Here is an 18,708-nt window from a genome sequence, read left to right as displayed (position 1 = left end):
CTCATAAAAACACACCGAAACCGTATCATTTTGACACGTTTTTTTATCGTCCTGCCGTTTTCGTGCCCGTACTTGGAAAAAACCGCATTAAAGCGCTTCAAAAGCAAAGCGGGGATGCTCACAAAACACGATCAATCGCCGCTTCCCCGCCGATATTTACGCTGCGTTTATATCTTAAACTTTCTTACTTCAGCAGTCAAATTGTCGATATTGTATTTATTTTTTTGAGTCAGCGTATTTACTTCTTGGACGGCTTTATTGATTTCGGCAGCACCGGAAGCCATTTCGTTCATGCTGTCGGTAATGATGCGCGTCAGATCGTCGAGTTTGTGCATTTCCCGTGCAACGCCTTCGCTGCCTTTGATCATTTCTTCAGAACCCGTCTGTACTTCCATCGTTACCGAATTGATGTCTCTAATCGCGGAGAGCACTTCTCTGCTGCCGTTTTCCTGTTCTTTCATCGCTTCGGTAAGGCGGCCGCTCATCTCTTTTACCTGTTCGGCGAGATTGAAAATTGCGTTGAATTTTTCTCCGACGGTTCCGGAAGAAACCGAAAGCGTTTCGATTTCGGCTGAAAGATCTTTCAGCGTCGTTGTAATCGATTTGCCCTGCGTCGCGGAATCTTCGGCAAGTTTACGGATTTCGTCGGCAACGACGGCAAAACCTTTACCCGCTTCACCGGCGTGAGCCGCTTCGATTGCGGCGTTCATGGCGAGAAGGTTCGTTTGACTTGCGATACGCTGAATAACGCTCGACGCTTCCATAAGAGAACCGGATTCTTCGCTAATCTTTTGTGCGACTTCGTTTGCAGCTATAAGCGTATTTTTACCTTCGTCGGTCGCAGATGCAAGTTTTTTGATCGCGTCGTCGGTTTTGTCGAGCGTATGACCGACAGCCATGATATTCGAAACCATTTCTTCGACGGAAGCCGAGGATTGCGTAACGCTTGCCGCCTGATTTTGAATACTGTTGTTCAGCTGTCTGATCGTGCGGAGAATTTCTTCGATAGTAGCCGAAGTTTCGGTAACGCTTATACTTTGCGTCATCGCCTGCTCTTTGACGCCTTCGATATTTGCGCTGATTTGATGAACGGAACTCGCGGTTTGTGTCGTATTCGACGCAAGGTCGTTTCCTATATCGGTCATCGTATAGCTGTTTTTGTCGACGGTGCGTATGGACATGGCGATTTTTTCGATCGTTTTATTAAAATATTCACAGACGTCCGTTACTTCGTCGTTTCCGTTTTCCGGAAGACGTACGGTCAAATCGCCCTCACCCTGTGCGATATCTTTCAACGCGCTCGTCGCAAGGCGAACCGGCTTTACTATCTGCGTGGTGACAAAATAGATGATGATAAAAACCGCAATTAAAATGAGAACGCCGATGACAAACAGCGAAATGCTGAGGCTTTTTACTTCATTCATAAATTCTTCGTAGGGCGCGTTGATGACGACCGTCCAATCGGCAGAGCGCATCTTTACCGCCGCCGCGACTTTTGAAACGTCTTTGTACGTATACGAACCGGTAATAGGCACCCTCGATGCTACGGCATCATGTTCAAACATACCGATTGAAACCATGGCCGGATCGGTTTTTGCTTCTTCAAAGGCATTGGACATGGTTATTACCAGTTCGGCATCTTCGTCCGCAATCGACGCACCCGTAGGCCCCAAAATATAGCAGTTTCCCGTTTTTCCGATAACGATATCTTTAATATAATCGCGCAGCTGAAGACCGGGAAGGTCGGCGGACAAAACCCCGCAAATGCTTTCATTCGCATCGTAGACGGGAACGGCGACCGTTACGACAAGCGTATGGCTTACCCGTTCGATATACGGCTCGGAAATAAAATTCTTTCCGGAAAACGCGGTTTGAAACCACACTCTGTCGGCTACCTGAACGGTGCCTCCGTCATAATAAAATGTTCCCTTCGTATCGGTTATATCGAGCTCGCGGATGGAATCGTTTTGTGCGGCTTCGTTTTTCAGCAAAGCGACCCGCTGTGCATACGAATACGAAGGATCATACAAAACCGGTATACGCGCTATACCTTCGAGAAACTGGAAGAGCGCGTTTATCCTTCCGTCGATGATTTCAGCCGTATCTAAAGCTTTATCGGTCAAGTGTGCTCGGACTTTTTCGATGACTGCCCTGCGCGCCAAGCGGATTATCAAAACGCTTTCGATGAGTATTGCTGCGGCAATCAAGCTTCCGAAAACAATAATAACTTTCTTACGGATTGAAAACAGCTTTTTTCCGGTTGCACTGTTTATATTTTTTTTAAGGAATGCGGTATTCTTTTCCATAAATATAACGAAGCTCCTTTTCTATGCAGCTGTCGGAATAGACTTTAACTCGTTTTTCAGTATATACGTTTTAGCCGATTGCGTCCACTGTTTATTTCATCCGCGTTTTCAAGCCGCCTCCCCGTTTCAAACATACGATTTTCCGAGGCGCGCATCGCCGCAATTTACAAAGCCCGGGCCTCACACTGCCGAAAGCGCGCGGTCGACATCGGCGATGATGTCTTCGACGTTTTCAAGTCCGCAGCTGAATCTCACCAAGCCTCCGTCGATGCCCGCCGCCGCAAGCTGTTCGTCGGTGAGCTGACGGTGCGTCGAAGATGCCGGATGAAGCACGCAGGTGCGGATATCGGCGACGTGGACTTCATCGGTTGCAAGCGAAAGAGAATCCACAAAACGCACCGCAGCCGCCCGGCCGCCTTTTATACCGAGCGCGATGACGCCGCTTGTCCCTTCGGGTAAATATTTTTTTGCAAGCGCATGATTCGCATCGCCTGAAAGCGCGGGGTACGTCACCGATGCGATTTTATCGCTTTTTTGAAAATGCTCGGCAAGCGCGAGCGCGTTTTTGCAATATTGCCTCATCCGAAGCGGCATCGTTTCAAGCCCCAAATTCAATAAAAAAGCCGAATGCGCCGACGGGTAGCAGCCGAAATCGCGCATGAGCTGCGTCCGCGCTTTGATGATATAGGCGGCTTTTCCGAATTCTTTCGTATAGGTAAGTCCGTGATAACTCGGATCGGGTTCGCAAAGATCCGCAAAAAAACCGTTCGCTTTGTGTGCCGCTTCCCAGTCGAATCCGCCGCCGTCTACGATAACGCCGCCGCACTGGACTGCATGACCGTCCATGTATTTTGTCGTCGAATGAACGACGATATCCGCGCCCCATTCGAAAGGACGGCAGAGTATCGGCGTCGCAAAAGTATTGTCGATGATGAGCGGTACGTTCCGCGCATGAGCGGCTTTCGCCCACGTTTCGAAATCGAATACCGCAAGCGAAGGATTGGCGAGCGTTTCTCCGAACACCGCTTTCGTATTCGGTTTGAACGCTTTGAGAATCGTATCGTAATCGGCGCCGGCTGAAACTTGAATACATTCGATGCCGAGCTTTTTGAGCGTAAAGCAAAAGAGGTTCGTCGAACCGCCGTAAATCGCCGAACTCGCGATAAAGCTGTCGCCCGCCGAGCACAGGTTTAAAATCGAAAGCAGGGAAGCCGCCTGCCCGCTCGACGTCAACATAGCCCCGACGCCGCCTTCAAGATCCGCGATCTTTTTTTCAACGGCATCGCAGGTCGGATTCGCCATCCGCGAATATATGTATTCCGTCGGCTTATCGAAAAGAGCGGCGACATGATCGCACGAATCGAATTTATACGTCGTACTCTGTACGATCGGCATAACGCAGGGCTCTCCGTTTTTCGGCTCATATCCCGAATGCAGACATTTCGTTTCAATCTTCATAATTTGCTCCTTATTATGGCGGCTACCTTTCCGCATCGCTATTGCGTGGAAAATATTTCGCGTCCGGTAAGACTTTTCATCACGTCTTCAAGTTCCTGCTTGCCGAGCGGCCGCATGATCTTTATATCGTTGTCGTCCGTTTGAATCGTTTTCGGAGAACCGTCCGCATCTTTTGCACCGAGCAGCTGTACGATCGGATTTTTCGGATTATCGGGATTCACATCGATAACCTGTGCGGTCTCTCCGTTTGAAAGATATACGTAGGTACCGATCGGATAAAGCGATATGCTGTACAACAGCGCTTTGATAACGGTTTCGTCGTATTGACGGTTTTCGTTTTTGAGCATTTCGACCATCGCGGCAAAGGTGCTGCGTTCCGTTTTATATTGACGCGGAGTAACGATCGATTCGAACGAACACACGACTGCGATTATCTTCGCATAGAGCGAGATTTTATCGCCCGTAAGATTTCTCGGATATCCCGTCCCGTTTTCGCGCTCGTGATGTTCGAGAATACCGAACTGCACTTCTAACGGAAAATCGAGTTTTTTTGCGATTTCAAATCCGATGATCGGATGCTTCGATATCTGATCGCGCTCGGCAGCCGACAATTGCTTTGTCGAAAGATACAGCTGCGGGGGCAAACGCAGCATGCCGATTTCATGAAGCATACACGCAGAGCCGAGTTCGACAAGCTTCGAAAGACTCATATGCAGCTGCAGCCCGACCGCAATCGCGAGTACCGTCGAACGCATCGAATGCGTAACGATAAAGTTTTTTTTGGCGGTGCCGTCGGACGATGTAATTCGCAACACATAACCGCGGTTTTCACGGATAAAAATGCACAAACTCCGCACCGTTTCCGACAAACTCTCGTAATCGATTTGTTTATGCGTCGCATAGTACGTATATACGTGATCGATATAATTCATGTATTCGTCGTATACATTTTGCACCGATGCAAGCCGTGCCTGCTCGCTGTTTTCGAGCGTACGCATGCGGCGGGCATCTTCGAGAGAACGCTTTATACCGCTGCTGAGAAGCGGCTCCGACGGCGAGGTTTTCGGTCGTTCCGCTTCGGCCTTTATGCGCTCGGCCATCAAATCATCGACGATCAGATTACCTTCGCTCGACACTTCATCGAATTCCCAATCGCCGAGAGCGGCGATAACCGCTTTCGGGATCGGACATCCGGCCGGCTCGATGACAAACAGCATATCGAGGAGTAAATCTTTATTAAAAGAAATACCTTCTTTTATAACTCCGAGTTTGAATGTATTCATTATATTCTCTATTATCTTATTGTAACGCGTTCCGCCCTTTTTGCAAGCGAAAAAACGGAAAAGAGCAAAAAAAAAGTTGAAAAACCTCACACGTTTTTCAACTTTTATAAACATGGAAATCGGCATTGCAGGCGTCCGGATGTCGCACCGCCCGCTTAAACCGACATTATTATTATCGGGGATAAAAACGGAAAACTTTAATATTTAATACGGCAAATATTTTTCGCATTCGGAAGCCGCGAGGGAAAGCGCCGCATAAAAGAGGCGCGAGCGCAAAAGACTTTCCCGAAACGTATCTCCCTTTTTATCGCCGCTTTCGCCAAGATCGGCAAAGCGCATCCCGCTCGGCAGGGCAAGAGAGACCGCATCTTTTACGCTGCTTTTGAGGATCGCCGCGTCTATATCGGCGAGGGTTCGAAGTATCCTTTGCCGCGCACCGTCATCCGCGAGCGTGCGCGTAGCGGCCGCAGTGTCCGCGCCGCAACCGTCTGCGCTGGCCCCGCCGCACTTTCCCGCAGCTGTGCCATCGACCGACGCCGTATTCATATCGTCCGCGAGCGCGTTTTCGCATATCCTCTTTCCGTCTTCCGCAATTTTTCGGAGCGAATCGATTTCGCGCAAAAATTCGGCGAGGGCGGATTCGAAGCTCTCTTTATCCGGAGGCGCGCCTTTTTCGGACGCTTCGCTTTTTTTAATAAATTCTTTTTTTTGCACCGTGATGTCGGGCTTTTCCAAAAAGGAGCGCAGGCTCGCCGGCTCTATGCCGGGGATCGCGATTCCGCTTCGGCAAAACGTATACGTTTTCGCATCGGGACAGGAAGCAAGTCTGCTTTCAAACCACCACGCGAACATTTTCATGCGCGAATCGGTCGGCACGCTCTTTCCGTCGTAATCGCACGCCTCCTCCGCGCCAGCCGAAAAAAGGAGCGGCAGATTTTGCGTTTCCGCAGGAAAAGTTCGCACCGAAGTCTCATGCGTTCCCTCTTCGAACATGCTGCCTTTGATGTGCGTTTTTTTTCCGGGAAAAGCGAAGTCGAGTCCGCAGCAATAGATTTCGGATGCACCCGCCGCATACGCGAAATTCCACGCAGCAGACGCGACCGAACCTCCCGCACCCAAATCGCCTCTTTCTCCGATGCGCCGTTCGAACCATTTTCCGACAGGAAAGAGCGACGACGAAAGCGCAAAGTCTCTGCACGTAAACGAAAAGACCGACGGGTACACTGCAATCTCCGCGACGAGTACGCTCGACTTCGACGTTAAGCCCGCTATGTGGCGGTACGCGTAGTACTGCGGATCTCCGACGACGATAAAATCGGGTTCGACGCCCGCTCGGAGGCACGCACGGAGAGCCGTTTCAACGCACACGATGACGCTTCGTTTTTTTATTTCCGAAAGATAAGGCAGAGAGTCTTCGAGCGAAGGACCTGCCGCGACGATCGTAAACGGAATGCCGTACGCGTTGCCTGCATAGGCGGACACACCGCGCATCAGCGCATAATTATTAATATTTTTACAGCTGTTTTTGAGCCAGCGTTTTGCAAAGCGTTCGAGGGTTGCGGCATTGATATCGTCTTTGCGTCTGTTCCGTTCGACAAGGGTCCGAAGCGTATCGAAATAATGCGACGCGTGAGCGGTTTGCGAGGGTACCGAAAAAAACGCGCAGCGGGAAACACCGTACTTTTCGATAAACGAAACGACAGTGTGCGGAGGACAGGCAAGGGCTGCGATACATTCTTTGCTTGCGAAAACCGCCGTCCAATCGATAAGCGCGAGGGACGCGAAAAATCGATCGGCATCCGGCTCGACGACGATGACGGCTCTGTCCGGAAAGCGAAGGGCATAGGCTTCGACCGCATAACCGAGTCCGAAACCGAAAAAGACTGCGGCGCGGCACTCCGGGAAATCCGAATTTGCAACCGCCTGTTCAGCCTCTCTTTTCGGATTGTATGCCGAATGGAGCAGTACGCCGTCTTCGTATGCGCTTATGCTTCCGTCTTTTGCCGAAACGATATTCCAAAAGGGAAAGGGCTGTCCGATTGCCGGAGGATCATCGTTCGAACTGTCTTTACAAATCGCGTCGACTCCGGCGATTTCGGATGCGAACATCTTTGCGAGGGAAGGAAAACGGGAAACGAATGCGGATCGGTTTTTATTCCAGATTGAGTTCAATGACCATATTCTCCGTGACGGGCGTTCCCGCCGGCGGCGTTTGGCTCGTAACCCAGCCGTTTCCGTGTATCGTTACGCGGAACTTTCCGCCGTCGAACAGCGGCAAAAGATCGCGCTTGGACATATTCGTAAAGTCGGGAAGGAGGCTTCCGACGGCGAGCGTTTTGCCTGCGGGAATCACGATGCGTCCGGAATGCAAAAGCGATTCCGCTCCTCCGCGGCTCATACCGAGGTGATTGATGATCGCGTCGGCGGCTTCGGCGATAACCGGAGCGACGATGCGCCCCGCATAGGTTTCGCCTTTCGCCTTTTCGATGACGATATAGAGAATGATTTCGGGATTTTCAATCGGAAAGACCGCTATACAGTTCGATAAAAAATCGGTGCTGCTGTATCCGCCGGATTTGTCCGCCATCTGCGCGGTTCCGGTTTTTACACCGATGGAGATATCGCCGAGCCTTGCGCGCGAACCGGTTCCCGTCGTCGCCGTCGTTTCCATACAGCTCAAAAGATAGCGCGCCGTCGCTTCGCTCAGCACTCTCTCGCCGCGTTCGGCTTTGTGTTCGTAGTACGTCGATCCGTCTTTGTTCGTGATCCGCTTGACCGTCGCAAGCTTTACGGGAATACCGCCCGAAGCGAGGGAAGTCGCCGCATACATCATCTGCAGGGCGGACACGCTTATCTCCTGCCCGATCGCGATCGTCGGCTTCGAGCGCGCCGACCACGAACGGGAGTTCGGATCTTTGACCGAACCCGCCGTTTCGCCCGGAAGCTCTATGCCGGTTCGCCTTCCGAATCCCAGCGCGCGTATCTTTTCGATAAATTCGTCTTCGTCGATGCGGTCACTCATTTGGCCGAGCGCGGCGTTGCACGAAAGACGAAGCGCATCGCGCGGCGTTACCCATCCGTGCGTGCCGAGACATTTGATGCGGAGCGTTTCTCCGCCGCGCGTTTTCCTTTCATACATGCCGTTGCAAAAAAAGCTGTCGCCGCTGTGTATGAGCCCCGCGTCGTACAGGATCGCAACCGTAAATATTTTAAAAACCGATCCCGGCTCGTACGCCGTCATCGCGGGTCTGTCTATCGTCTCTTCGACGGTCGCTTTTCCGTATTCATTCAAATTGACCGAGGGCAGACTGATATACGACAGGATTTCCCCCGTCTTCGCTTCAGCCGCGACGAGCATCATGCTTTCCGCCTGCGTATTTTTCATGGCGTTTAAAGCGATCTGTTCGAGTTTGTATTGGAGATTCGCATCGATCGTCAGATACACGTTTTTGCCCGGCTCTATCTGCGCGGAGTCGGCGCTTACGGAAGGCGCAAGCGTCGACTGCATCGAATATTCGGTACCCGAAAGTCCGTTTCCGTCGTCTCCCATATAACCGACAAGCTGGGAAGCGAGAGAATTTTCCGGATAAACGCGGCCGGGGATCCTGTCGCAGCGCACGAAGATGTAGCCCTTCGTATCGATAATCTGCTTCAGTTCATCGTACGCGGTCTGCGCTATCTTTTTTTTAAGGTAGACGAAGTGCGCACCCTTTGCTTTTTCGATAATCGATACGACCTCATCTTCCTTCATGCCGAGAATCGATGCGACATCTTTTGCAAACGAAGCGGCGTCCGTAACCATTTTCGGCGTTACGCCTACGTGATAAAAATTCGTCTGTACGGCAAGCGGTTTTCCCGAACGGTCTACGATCGCACCGCGTTCCATAACGGGCGTACGCGGAGTGATTTCGGCGACGGGCGTGAGCGCGAGACGGATATAACGCAGCGTGATATAGGCGGCGGCGATAAAAACGAAAACGGCAATGACTATGATCCGCCGCGTGTGAAAAAAATCGTTCATTTATTAATAATCCTGCCGACGACGTTTTTGACGGAAACGAAACCGTAGTTCCTCGAATCGATCGATTCGGCATAGTTGTCGCCGAGAGCGAGGATGTATCCGTCGGGTACGCGGGAAGAAGCGTGCATCAATTCATACTGTTCTTTCGTCAGCTCGATTTTCAAATCTCCCACAAAAAGACTATATCCCGAATTCGCCGAATATTCCAGATGCGCGCCTGCGACGGCGGCGCAGCGTTTGACGACGATGCGGTTCGCGTGCAGGTAGATTACGATATCGCCCGCTTTCGGCTCCGCCCACGAAACGAAAAAGCTTACGCTTCCGGGCTTTACGAGGCCGTACGCGAGTTTGTTGACGAGTACCGTTTCCCCGTCTTTGATCGCCGGTTCCATCGATCGGCCGGAAATATGCAAAAAATCGATGACGAAAAGTTTAACGGCGATGCCGATGCACAGACCTATGAACAGAGGAACGATAAAATGCCGCGCTTTTTTTTCATCTTTTTGCATGGCTTTATTCTAATATGAGTGCGTTTTTATGTCGATAGAAATGATATGGAAATAATCAGTTATGTCGGTTTTGAGGGAGGCAGGACGAAGCCGTTCTTAAAATTGCCGTTCCGCTTCGGAGAACGCAAAAATAATCTCTCCTACTCCTTTACGCACTCTCCGCTCACGCATTCGTTTGCCGCAACCGCCGTGCGTTCCGGTTTTTCGCTGCGCTCGTTTTTTATTTCGCTCGGCCGATCGGCCGAAAGCGCGCTCTCGCATTGGAAAGCGGGAATTGCAGTGATCGCCGTATTCGCTTTTCTTTCGGGCGCCAAAGCGGCGCTTTCGTATGCGCTAAGCCACACCGGCCCGCTCGCGCTTAAAGACAGCGGAAAAGCGGAACTCGAAACACTCGATAAAGTTATGGCGGCCTTTGTAGCCGATGCGTCCATAAGCTATACCGACAGCGGCGATATCGTCGGAAGCGGAAAATCGCAAGCGGAACTCGCCGCTTTGTTTAAAAAGCCCGTTTCGTATCAAACCTATACGGTCAGATCCGGCGATACGCTCGGCGGCATCACAAAGCGCTTCGGCTTGACGAACCTTTCGACGCTCATCGATTTGAACGGTATTACAAACGCGCGCGCTCTGCACGAAGGCCAAAAGCTCCGCATCCCGTCGGTCGACGGCCTTATGTACACGGTGGCCAAGGGCAATTCGCTCGCAGGTCTTTCCGCGAAATTCAACGTGCCGCTTGAAGATCTCCTCGACGTAAACGATCTTTCAAGTCAAACCCTCGCTGTCGGACAACAGCTGTTTATCCCGGGTGCGAAGATGGATGCGGCGAAACTGCACGAAGTGCTCGGCGATCTGTTTAAAATTCCGATTTCCGCAGCGTACCGCATTTCATCGAAATTCGGCTGGCGTCCCGATCCTTTTACCGGCGTACGCTCTTATCACACGGGAATCGATTTGGCTTGTCCCGAAGGCACTCCGATCCGTGCGGCGATGAACGGTAAAGTCGCTTTTGTAGGCTGGTCGAACGTCTTCGGTAACTACATCATCGTAAACCACCCGAACGGATATCAAACGCTCTACGGTCACATGGCTTCTTCGCGCGTAAAAAAAGGACAAAACGTAACGCAGGCGACGGTCATAGGGCTCGTCGGTTCGACAGGTTATTCGACGGGTTCGCATTTGCATTTTACCGTGTATAAAAACGGCCGGCTCGTCAATCCTTCTTCCGTGCTGAAGTAATCGGTTTTGCGGAGAATTGTCCGAAACGGTTTTGCAAAATATCGCAATATAGTCTATACTTACAACGACGGAGGTCACCGTATGAAGCCGGTAACTGTGTGCCGCGGATGCGGACGCACGATCGACAACGATTTTATCTATTGCCCGTGGTGCGGCTATTCGCGCGTCGCTTCCGATGACAGCGCATCGCTCGAAGCGGTGTTCAATCAGCTCGAACAGCTGCAAAACGATTCGCGCAACCGGCAGATAAGCGAAATGGAAAAGCAGCTCGACGATCTCGTACACGAGCTCGATGCGATCGTCTTGAGTACGGAGCTGCATAAATGACGAAGCTCCGCGCCCTGTGCTGCCTCTTCGTCTCTCTTGCCGTACTGCCGCTCTCTGCAGGCATTTCTTTCGGCAGCGCCGATCTGAACGATAAGGACGAAATCCTCTTTACGGTGCGCCGCGATTTTCCCGGAACTCCGTCCTACCGCTCGCTTTTTTACGCAAAGCTCGTAAACGGCGCTCCCGCAGAAAGCCCGAAAGCGCTTACCTGCTATCCCGAGCGGATGGAACTGCTTTCGCACGGAAGAGTATTGCAGATACGGAACCGCGCCGGCACGGCGCGCTATTCCTTCGAAACGGACACTCTCGAATGGAGCGAACAGGCCGATACCATCCCCCTCGATTCGATGCCTCTTTTTCCCCGTGCGGTAAGTCCCGACGGAGCATGGAGCTGCTTTGTCGTAAAAACGGGATTCGCCGAAGGCACTTTGATATTCGAAAATTCCGCCACCGGCCGGCGCACGGCGCTCGATCCGCACGCATCCGTCAGTTACGACTCTCTTCCGGTCAAATGGGCGCCCGACAGCTCCCTCGTACTCTACGCTAAAGACGGCAAGGTGTGTTTTTGCAGTCCCGACGCGCTTTTCCGCGGCGTCGAAATCGACGAAGCCTACCGCGAAATCGGTCCGGGGTCGATCGATTCGGTTTGCTGGGCGGGCGGCAGCGTTTTTTATATCGACGGCGACATGCTCTATAAAATCAACGTAAAGGAATTGTATACGACGGGTTTGTATTCTGCCGTCATCGGGAGGGGAACACCGGCCGGCCGTCTGCCCGAACCCTTCGATCCTTCACGCGATGTGTTCAGCGTCGACAAAAACGGCACTTCTCTCTTTTTAATAAAATCGGGAAAGATATTTTCGCGCTATCTCCTGAGAGGCAATTCGGCGGACTATCTTCCCGCAGTGTTTTCCCGCCCCTACGTAAGCGATTCGGGTCCCCTCATCGATGCGGCCGTCCTGTGGGATTCCGACGGAACGCCCTATGTGTGGATGCGCATCATGCCGTATTCGGGAAGCAAAGCGATGGCCGCCGTATACCGAGCGTCCGATTCCCTTTCACCCCTTCTCTCGGCAGAAAATTCATGCCGGCCGGTGATTTCGCCCGACGGAAGCCGCGCGGCTTTTTTTTCCGGCAGCACCGTCTACGTATACGACGTTGCGTCATGGAAACGCATCGGCGAACTTGCGGGGGAAAATACGGTGAGCGCGGTTTGGGACGGAAACGATACGCTTTATGTCGGAGGAGAGCGATCGGTGCGCCGCTGGAACGTCGCTTCGGGCACGAGCAGCGCTCTCTTTCTTTCATCCGCTTCATCCTGTTCGTGGGACGACAAAACCGGGCGCGCGACGGTAACGGCGGGAAATAAAACTTTTTCGCTCGACGCGTCGCTGAAAAAATGGACCGAACCGCCCTCCCCCCGCGAAAATACCGTTTCTATGCAAAACGGCCGCTACCGCCTATTTTTCGGAACGACGCCGTCCCCGCACTACGAAAACGCGCTGTACGTGCGTACGCTTTCGGGCAAAGCGGTTACCAAAGCGGTATTTCCCGAAAGCGCGCAAAAAACTCCGCCTCGAAAAAAAGCCGCGCTCGCCTTCGACGCATACGACAGCGCGGACGGGCTTCCGCTCATCCTCTCCGCACTCGACACTTATAACATACGCGGAACCTTTTTTTTCAACGGAGAATTCATCAGACGCTATCCGAAAGAGACAAAACAGATTTCGCTCAGCGGCAACACCTGCGCCTCTCTGTTTTTTTCGGAACTGGATTTTACGAAAAGCCCCTTCGTGATCGATGAAGACTTTATCCGGCGCGGACTTGCACGAAACGAAGACGAGTTTTTCCGATGCACGGGAAAAGAACTTTCGCTTTTGTGGCACGCGCCGTTTTACCGTGCAACCGCCGCCGCACGGAAAGCGGGGAAAAAAGCCGGTTACGCTTACGCCGAATCCGTAATCGGCGACATGCGAAACGGAGCGAATACAAGATACGATCCGAGCACTTACACCGAATACCGGAATACTGCCGATTTTATCGAAAGCTGTCTTGCCTCTCTGAGTGAAAACGGAGGCGGCATCGTACCCGTAAGCGTCGGCTCTTCGCGCGATCCGGCAAACGAGCGCGTTTATCAAAAACTCGATTTGCTCATAAGTGCGATCCTCGACGCCGGTTTCGATATCGTCGGAGCGGACGAACTTTCCGAATAACGCTGCATGAACCGAATGCCGCGCCTTATACGAGCCGGCGTTCGGTTCCGGATTTCATTTTTATTAATTAATAATACCTTTTGCTTTCAGCTCGTCTACATTCAAACTTTTCGCATAAGGCACATCGAGTTTTCCGTCGTTTACCATTTTAATAATTTCATCGCGGTACGGAGATGAGAGATCGACTCCCGTAATCGACCAGTTGTTGTCGACTTCGGGAGATATCGTTCCGTGCTCTTTGATGTAGGCGACGAGCATATCGCGGATCGATTGAGACGATTCCCAACTCCGTTTTCCTTCGACGAGCTTTTGCGTTTTGAGAGCCGACGAATAACGGTAATTGTTTACGGCGAGTTTGAACTTTTGATCGCCGTAAACCGGCTTGCCTTTAAATGTAAGATTCACGATGCGTTCGCCTGCAGGCTTTGAAAGATCGATTTGATAATCGACACCCGCGAACATATCGTAGAGGTAACCCGGTTTTTCGGGATTGAACGAAATCGAAATATCGCCCGGTTTCCACTGATTGTAACACGCCGCCGACCATTCCATATAACGCTTCAATTCCGTACCCGTCACTTCAACGAGGTAAAGCGTATTGTCGAATTTATAGATATCGAAGATATTGCCGTAATTGATCGGACCTGCTTTGATATTGCTCGTATCTTTAAATAACGCCGCAGCGGAAACATCGGCGCCGCTGTTTAAAAGCTGCACTTTATTGATCAAATCGATGACCGCAGTGTCGCGAAGCTTTCCTTCGGGGATGCCGCGGATTTCGTTTTTGGGTTGAAAGTCTGCCGATGCCGTTCCGAAGACGCCGCCCGACACCGTGCCGTCGCCGTTTACCGTACCGCCGCTGACAAAGGCGATCGTTTTTTCATGCGCTTCTTTTACGTCGGGCAGACTGCGGAGCGCTTCGCTCGGCGCATAATCTTTCATATCGACAATCGTGCCGGTAACGTCCGTTATTTTATTGCGCGCATCGAGGGTGATGTCGAAACGAGCGACTTCTCGTCCGCTGTTTCTGCATGCCAATACTTGAGCGCCCCCGACCTTTTCGTTTACCGTTACGTGCGCGTGACCGAGCATGAGTACTTTGATATCCGGGCAGGCTTTCAAAATCGTTTCACCCGCATCGGTTCCGTGATCTTCATCGTATTCGGGGTGAAAGCCCACATGAGCGACGGCGATGACGAAATCGCATTTGTTTTTAATCGCATCGTATGCGGTCTTTGCACCCTGCGCGACGCTTTCGAATTTGAGCGCGTCCACTTTTTCGCCGTCCCAGCGCGGAACATCCGGATTCGTAAGCCCGATGATGCCGATCCGAACACCCGCGCGTTTAACGATCGTATACGGCTTGGCGAATTCTTTACCGTTTGCATAACGGACGTTCGCACCGAGAATCGGAAAGTTCGCTTGCGCTTGAATCCGTTTTATTAAACCGAGTCCGAAATTATATTCGTGATTGCCGAGCGCCATGGCATCGTATTTCATAAAATTCAATACGCTTACCATCGGATGCTTTCCTTCCTGCTTATTGTAGAGATCGTCGGTTAAAATCGTTCCCTGAAACGTATCTCCGTTATCGACGAGGACGACGCGCCCCGGATTTTCTTTGCGCACCGATTCGATATACGAATACACGCGCGCGACGCCGTTGTTCGTCGTCTCTTTGTTGTCTTCATAACTGTAGCCCCAGATATTGCCGTGCATATCCGTCGTACCGATCACCGTAATCGTTTTCGAAGATTTAGCCGCACTTTTTGCAAAAGTCGCAAAGCCCGCCGCAAAAATCACCAACGATGCGAATACTATTTTTAGTCGTTTCATAATACCTCCGGAGAATTGTTAATTATCGTATACGCAGGACGGCGTTCTGTCAACGAGGGAAGCAACGAGAAAAAAAACATGAAGAATATGTTTGCATTGTATGCCGGATACTTCTGTAAAAGCATACAGATATTATGAATCGAACATATTTGAAAACCGTTTTACCCGTACAAATTCCGCAGCCTTTTTCTAATAAAAGCGGTCTTTCAAACGGAGATATACTTCTTTATATTTTTGAAAAAGAACATCGTACACGGCAACATTTTGAACGATCGGTGTGATAATCGTTCCCTTTGCGGCAAGTGTTTTTCCGAAATCTACAGGAATTTCTTTTATCCCCATCGCTTGCGCTGCAATGATCATATCACCGAGCGTTTCCGTATCATTTATTTTTAATTGAATGATAGTTTTATTAAGGACATCCGCAAATATCTGACACCAAAGCTTGCTTTTTGCGGCACCCCCGCCCAAAGGAATTTCATGCGATGAGGCAAACGAATTTTGCAGCAAAGTGCTGCAGTCCCGTATTGAAAAAGCGACGCCTTCAAGAATCGCCCTGACAAAAGAACCGAACGATGCATTTAAACCTATATTAAAAAAAACACCCTTCGCATGAGGATCCCAAATAGGACATTTTTCTCCGGAAAGATACGGAAGATAAATCAAATTTTCCACCGTAACTTTAACACTCTCCGCCGCTTCGTCCAAAATTTGATAAATCGATTTATTTCGATCCGGCTGTATGAGTGATGTAAAATTATCGCGAAACCATTTTAGAGAGATTCCTGCATTATCGGTTGTTTGTACGATTACGGTATTGTCCAATACTCCGCTGCTTATATTTAAGAGCCTCGTATCTTGAACGGGCTCTTTTTCGACCGTACATATACGTCCGCTGCTTCCTATCGTAACAGATGAATCACCGAAATAAACGGCACCCGCTCCGACCGTTGCCGCAATGGTATCCACCGCACCTGCATTAACCGGAGTACCGATCTTCAAACCCGTCAATTCAGCAGCTTCTTTTGTAACCGTACCGACAATATCCGTAGACCGGTACACTTTCGGCAGTAACTGCATCGGAATTTCCGCTTTAGTACAGATATTTTCATCCCATGTACCGGCAGACATGTTTGACAGGGAAGTCAAATCCATTCGGGATTTATTAATACTGAATTCTCCCGTCAGTTTTTGTATAATATATCCGCTCGGCATTAAAAATTTATAACAATTTTTAATAATATCCGGCCGATTATCGATAAGCCATCGTATTGTCGGAAGAGCAAACGTTCCCTTATCGAGTCTGTTTTTCGAAGAGGAAACAACATCTTCTTCACCGACTTTATTTTTAAGCCATTCGACTTGTGTCGAAGCTCTTTTATCGTGAAGCGTTATCGCATTATAAATCGCATTACCGTCATGATCCACCAATGTAACGGCATTCGTACAGCTGATACCGATTACCGCAACCCTGTCGGGAGTAACAGCTTTTTCGGATATAAAGCATGTACGAATATTTGAAATGACAGCTTGCCACCAAACCTCAGGGTTTTGTTCCGACCAACCGTTTTGAGGAACTACGGTTTTATATTCAGTGTATGCTTGTGCGGCAATCGACCCGTCGAATGTATAAAAAATACATTTCGTACCGGTCGTTCCTATATCGATTCCTAAAATAATATCTTGCGATGCCATCAAAGCCCTTTTACCAAATTTACGATCCCCAGAGAAAGCTGAGGAAACATGAAAACGACAGCCGACATCAAGGTTACCACGCCGATAACGCTTAATGTATCGGGGAACGCTTCGTCTATACTCATATTCAATACACGGCATGAAGTAAACAGGTTTACCGATAACGGAGGCGTCAAAGAACCGACCATTAAATTCATAAGCATGGCTACCCCGTAGTGTATGGGATTCATTCCGAGACCGGTTACAATCGGCAGTAATATCGGCGTTAGTAAAATAATGATACATACGGTTTCCATAAAGCAGCCGAGAAATAACAGGAGAATAAAGAAGAAAAGCAATATTAAAAATTTAGTATGTGCAAAAGATACAACCCATTCGGCAAACAGCTGAGGTACGTTTTGCGTAGATAAAATCCAGCCGAACGGCGTCGCGGCGGATATGATCAGCATTATGACCGCAGATGTTATAACACTGTCGGATGCGGCGCGTAAAAATTCGGAAAAGGTCAGTTCTTTGTAAACAAAGACAGCCAAAATAAAAGAATAAACAACCGCTACGACCGCAGCTTCCGTTGCCGTACAAATACCGGAAAAAACGCTTGCAAGCACAAATACAGGCATGAGCATCGGCAAAATGGCATCGATCGTTATTTGCAGCTTCTCTTTTGAAGAATATGAAGTTTTTTCAACGGTTTCTTTTTTTGCCCGCTTTTTTGCATATATCGTATTTAAGACAATCAGCGCAACGATTGTTAAAATACCGGGGACGACACCGGCCAAAAACATATCGCCGACGGAAACGGAAGCGATGGAAGCATATATTACCATAATAATGCTCGGCGGTATAATACATGCCATAGTTCCGCCGGCTGCAATCAATCCGGCAGTAAAGCCTTTCGGATATCCCTGTTTTATCATTTCAGGAGCACAAGTCGAGCCTATCGCCGCCGCACTGGCGACCCCCGAACCCGATACGGCACCGAAAAAGCCGCAAGCGGCAAGTGTCGCAGCTCCGAGGCCGCCCGGCATTTTACGCAATAACATATTCGCAAAACGCATCAAGCGGGGTGTACTCCCGTACATCATCAGAGACCCCGCAAAAACAAATAACGGCATAGCAAGCATACTGAATGAATTTGCCCCGCTCGTCATCCTTTGAACGATAATATCAAGCGGCGGATAACCGTTTGCCAAAAGAAATGTCATACAACTGATACCTATCGAAATCCCGATCGGAGTTCCGATAATCAAACACAGAGTAAGAGAAATAAAAAGAACGGCAAGCGGACTCATTGCAGCGCCTCTTCAATTGAAGATATATCTTTCGATCGCAATTCCAAAATTTTCAAATAAAATCGAAAGCCGAAAAAACATATCATAAAAAAAATACCGATGAACATACCGAAAAACTGGAATGACACGGGCAGTTTCATCGCCGGAGTTAAATTATGCATATTGTTTGCCATGGCCTTCAAACAATATCGGCCTAATATAAAAAGAAAACAGACTGACACGAAATCCGAAATCATCGCGGCAAATATCGTAGCTTTTCGAGGAAGCAATTTAATAAAAAAATCAATCCGCGTATTCGAATTGTTTAAAGTCGCAAGCGCCGAACCGAGGAATGTCAGATAAATCATGCTTATACCCGCCAACTCTTCGACCCAAACGAAAGATTTCCCGATGATATTCCGATTGAATATCTGCATTGCCAAAATGACAACGAGTATGCATAATGTAAAAGCTCCCAAAAAACGCAGAATACTCTTTAAGAGAACCAATACTTTCAAAACCGTAACCTCCCGTACCTGCTTTTATAAAAACC

13 protein-coding genes are annotated in these 18,708 nt (G+C 49.8%); 3 read left to right on the top strand and 10 right to left on the bottom strand.

Annotated features, from left to right (window positions below):
- Positions 1 to 167: 167 nt before the first annotated feature.
- The 6 genes from H9I35_RS10060 to lepB form a co-directional block, all read right to left on the bottom strand.
- On the bottom strand, positions 168 to 2,306 hold the full coding sequence (locus tag H9I35_RS10060) for a methyl-accepting chemotaxis protein (RefSeq protein ID WP_187419266.1): 2,139 nt from the start codon (positions 2,304 to 2,306) through the stop codon (positions 168 to 170).
- A gap of 180 nt (positions 2,307 to 2,486) precedes the next feature.
- Complete coding sequence (locus H9I35_RS10055) at positions 2,487 to 3,764, bottom strand: O-acetylhomoserine aminocarboxypropyltransferase/cysteine synthase family protein (protein WP_187419265.1); 1,278 nt, start codon at positions 3,762 to 3,764, stop codon at positions 2,487 to 2,489.
- Between the two features lie 38 nt (positions 3,765 to 3,802).
- On the bottom strand, positions 3,803 to 5,047 hold the full coding sequence (locus H9I35_RS10050; protein WP_252722649.1) for an HD domain-containing phosphohydrolase: 1,245 nt from the start codon (positions 5,045 to 5,047) through the stop codon (positions 3,803 to 3,805).
- Positions 5,048 to 5,251: 204 nt separating this feature from the next.
- Positions 5,252 to 7,219, bottom strand: a complete 1,968-nt coding sequence (locus H9I35_RS10045) for a motility associated factor glycosyltransferase family protein (RefSeq protein WP_187419263.1) — start codon at positions 7,217 to 7,219, stop codon at positions 5,252 to 5,254.
- Complete coding sequence (locus tag H9I35_RS10040) at positions 7,200 to 9,068, bottom strand: penicillin-binding protein (protein ID WP_187419262.1); 1,869 nt, start codon at positions 9,066 to 9,068, stop codon at positions 7,200 to 7,202. The genes H9I35_RS10045 and H9I35_RS10040 overlap by 20 nt, the downstream gene beginning before the upstream one ends.
- Positions 9,065 to 9,577 (bottom strand): signal peptidase I, encoded by a 513-nt coding sequence (gene lepB / locus H9I35_RS10035; protein WP_187419261.1) that lies wholly within the window; start codon positions 9,575 to 9,577, stop codon positions 9,065 to 9,067. Before lepB ends, H9I35_RS10040 begins: the two co-directional genes overlap by 4 nt.
- A gap of 45 nt (positions 9,578 to 9,622) precedes the next feature.
- On the opposite strand from lepB, the gene H9I35_RS10030 reads away from it, so the two are divergent.
- The 3 genes from H9I35_RS10030 (at position 9,623) to H9I35_RS10020 (ending at position 13,353) form a co-directional block, all read left to right on the top strand.
- On the top strand, positions 9,623 to 10,813 hold the full coding sequence (locus tag H9I35_RS10030) for a M23 family metallopeptidase (RefSeq protein ID WP_187419260.1): 1,191 nt from the start codon (positions 9,623 to 9,625) through the stop codon (positions 10,811 to 10,813).
- An 81-nt stretch (positions 10,814 to 10,894) separates the two neighbouring features.
- Positions 10,895 to 11,140, top strand: a complete 246-nt coding sequence (locus H9I35_RS10025; RefSeq protein WP_016520708.1) for a zinc ribbon domain-containing protein — start codon at positions 10,895 to 10,897, stop codon at positions 11,138 to 11,140.
- Positions 11,137 to 13,353 (top strand): polysaccharide deacetylase family protein, encoded by a 2,217-nt coding sequence (locus H9I35_RS10020; RefSeq protein ID WP_187419259.1) that lies wholly within the window; start codon positions 11,137 to 11,139, stop codon positions 13,351 to 13,353. Before H9I35_RS10025 ends, H9I35_RS10020 begins: the two co-directional genes overlap by 4 nt.
- A 63-nt stretch (positions 13,354 to 13,416) precedes the next feature.
- Here H9I35_RS10020 and H9I35_RS10015 read toward each other — a convergent pair whose 3' ends face one another.
- From H9I35_RS10015 to H9I35_RS12555, 4 genes are all read right to left on the bottom strand, one after another.
- Positions 13,417 to 15,189, bottom strand: coding sequence for a bifunctional metallophosphatase/5'-nucleotidase (locus H9I35_RS10015; protein ID WP_187419258.1), 1,773 nt, complete (start codon positions 15,187 to 15,189; stop codon positions 13,417 to 13,419).
- A gap of 189 nt (positions 15,190 to 15,378) precedes the next feature.
- A complete protein-coding gene (locus tag H9I35_RS10010) occupies positions 15,379 to 16,884 on the bottom strand; it encodes a xylulokinase (RefSeq protein ID WP_187420773.1) in 1,506 nt (501 codons plus the stop codon).
- Positions 16,884 to 18,176 carry a TRAP transporter large permease gene (locus H9I35_RS10005; RefSeq protein WP_187419257.1) on the bottom strand — a complete coding sequence of 431 codons (1,293 nt, stop codon included), beginning with the start codon at positions 18,174 to 18,176 and terminating at the stop codon, positions 16,884 to 16,886. Before H9I35_RS10005 ends, H9I35_RS10010 begins: the two co-directional genes overlap by 1 nt.
- Positions 18,173 to 18,598, bottom strand: coding sequence for a TRAP transporter small permease (locus tag H9I35_RS12555; protein ID WP_371809477.1), 426 nt, complete (start codon positions 18,596 to 18,598; stop codon positions 18,173 to 18,175). Before H9I35_RS12555 ends, H9I35_RS10005 begins: the two co-directional genes overlap by 4 nt.
- Between the last annotated feature and the right edge of the window lie 110 nt (positions 18,599 to 18,708).

It is taken from the genome of Treponema sp. Marseille-Q4132 (genome assembly GCF_014334835.1).
Classification (GTDB): domain Bacteria; phylum Spirochaetota; class Spirochaetia; order Treponematales; family Treponemataceae; genus Treponema_D; species Treponema_D paredis.
The sequence above is the reverse complement of the archived record's forward strand: the minus strand, read 5'-3'. Positions and strand labels throughout refer to the sequence as shown.